This window comes from Nocardia sp. NPDC058497, from assembly GCF_042720195.1.
Lineage (GTDB): Bacteria > Actinomycetota > Actinomycetes > Mycobacteriales > Mycobacteriaceae > Nocardia.
Map to the genome: position 1 here is coordinate 1 of NZ_JBHXMY010000807.1, position 2,116 is coordinate 2,116.

At 63.3% G+C, this 2,116-nt stretch carries 3 protein-coding genes; 1 reads left to right on the top strand and 2 read right to left on the bottom strand.

Annotated features, from left to right (window positions below):
* Positions 1-101: 101 nt before the first annotated feature.
* Both ACFWPJ_RS31205 and ACFWPJ_RS31210 read right to left on the bottom strand, forming a co-directional pair.
* Entirely contained in the window at positions 102-443 is a 342-nt protein-coding gene (locus tag ACFWPJ_RS31205; protein ID WP_378856860.1) for an XRE family transcriptional regulator, read from the bottom strand.
* Positions 440-598 carry a type II toxin-antitoxin system RelE/ParE family toxin gene (locus tag ACFWPJ_RS31210; RefSeq protein WP_378856862.1) on the bottom strand — a complete coding sequence of 53 codons (159 nt, stop codon included), beginning with the start codon at positions 596-598 and terminating at the stop codon, positions 440-442. Before ACFWPJ_RS31210 ends, ACFWPJ_RS31205 begins: the two co-directional genes overlap by 4 nt.
* Positions 599-1,030: 432 nt before the next feature.
* On the opposite strand from ACFWPJ_RS31210, the gene ACFWPJ_RS31215 reads away from it, so the two are divergent.
* A partial coding sequence (locus ACFWPJ_RS31215) for a lipid-transfer protein (protein WP_378856864.1) occupies positions 1,031-2,116 on the top strand: 1,086 nt, incomplete at its 3' end.

The following is a 2,116-nucleotide window of genomic DNA, read 5'->3' on the forward strand; positions in this document are numbered from 1 at the left end:
AACTGACTCAACCTCGGGCTGTCCCGGGCTATTGGTTTTCGCGCGTAACGGCTTTCGCGGGTGACCTCGAGGAGGGGTCGCCGAACCGCACGCCAGACCGATCAGGTCAGGCGGTACTCACGATCGCCGAAGTCGGCAACGATGTTCAATTTGCCACCCAACGCGCGCACATACGCGCGGAGCGTCGACAGCGTGACACCGTCGAGTTCACCCCGCTCCAACGCGCTGACCCGGGGCTGACTCACTCCCATGGCCGCTGCCAGCTCAGTCTGGGAGCGAGCCTGGTCAGCCCGGACCTGAGCGAGATGCCACGCTCGAACATGATCGTCGACAATCTGACTGGCGCGGCTCAGATCGTCATCATCCAAATCCAGCTCGGTGAACAACTGCTCGACACCGTCGTAGGACGGCCACTCCATACGGTCGGGCGAGTCCGTCATCATGCCCTTCCTTCCTTCATCCGTTGTGCCGACAAGTACTCGGCGTAACGGGATTCCGCGAGCGGAATCGCCGATCTGTACCGCTCTTGCCATCTGCCGGACTTGTCTCCGCCGACCAGCAGAACCATCTGTCGTTCGGGGTCGAAAATGAACAACACTCTGACTTCGCTGCAACCACTGCTCGGTGGTCGCAGCTCCTTCAGATTGTGTAGTGCGCTGTGCCCAAACGCGATCCACCAGCGGCCTACCCTCGTCGGGTCCTCGACCAGATAGCACCTGCTGCAGCGCGGCTCCGATCAATGCCGAAGTCTCTCGATCTGTCTTGCGAACCTCATGCAACCACTCCCTCACTTCAGGATGGACGACAAGCCCCCAGCTCGACATAGTGCAAGTATAATGAATTCATTATAAGGCGCAACTCGTCGTCATTCTTGCCTGGCGCCGCGAGGCCGGTGACTTTCCCTGCATGAATCCGCTTCTTCCGAACCGTCGCAGTTACGCGACTCGATGGTGACCGGTGTCACGAAATCCCATTGTGAAGATACATGCAGGGCTGTATGTTTATGGCCAGGCTTGAGGATGGGAGTTCAATGGCGAACAAGGTCTACGTGGTCGGCGTCGGGATGACGAAGTTCGAGAAGCCGGGCCGCAAGCAGGTCGAGGAGGCCGACGGGACCACCCGGGCCTGGGATTATCCGGATATGGCCCGTGAGGCGGGGACCAAGGCGCTGGCCGATGCGGGCATCGACTACCGCGAGGTGGAGCAGGCCTACGTCGGCTATGTCTACGGCGAGTCGACCTCGGGGCAGCGCGCGGTCTACGAGCTGGGTATGACCGGGATCCCGGTGGTCAATGTCAACAACAACTGCTCCACCGGGTCCACCGCGCTCTATCTCGCGGCACAGGCGATCCGGGGTGGGCTGGCCGAGTGCACGCTGGCACTGGGCTTCGAGAAGATGCAGCCGGGCTCGCTCGGCTCCACCTGGGACGACCGCGAGCAGCCGATGGGCAAGCACGTGATGGCGCTCGCGGAGATCTCCGAGGTGCTGTTCCCGGTGGCGCCGTGGATGTTCGGCGCGGCGGGCCGCGAGCACATGAAGCGCTACGGCACCACCGCCGAGCACTTCGCCAAGATCGGCTACAAGAACCACAAGCACTCGGTGAACAACCCGTATTCGCAGTTCCAGGACGAGTATTCGCTCGACGACATCCTGGGCTCGCGGATGATCTACGACCCGCTCACCAAGCTGCAGTGCTCGCCGACCTCCGACGGCTCCGGCGCGGCGATCCTGGCGAGCGAGGCGTTCGTCGACCGGCACGACCTGTCGGCCCAGGCGGTCGAGATCGTCGGGCAGGCGATGACCACCGACTTCGCCTCGACCTTCGACGGCACCGCCAAGAACCTCATCGGCTACGACATGAATGTCATTGCGGCGCAGAAGGTCTACGAGCAGGCCGGGCTCGGCGCCGAGGACTTCCAGGTGATCGAGCTGCACGACTGCTTCTCCGCCAACGAACTGCTGCTCTACGAGGCGCTGGGCCTGTGCGGCGAGGGCGAGGCCGGGAAGCTGATCGACGCGGGCCAGACCACCTATGGCGGCAAGTGGGTCGTCAACCCGTCGGGCGGCCTGATCTCCAAGGGGCATCCGCTCGGCGCGACCGGCCTGGCCCAGTGC

What these genes read in the sequence shown, in the direction of transcription:
- ACFWPJ_RS31205 (WP_378856860.1), bottom strand. Translation starts at nt 443, where the DNA reads ATGATGACGGACTCGCCCGACCGTATGGAGTGGCCGTCCTACGACGGT.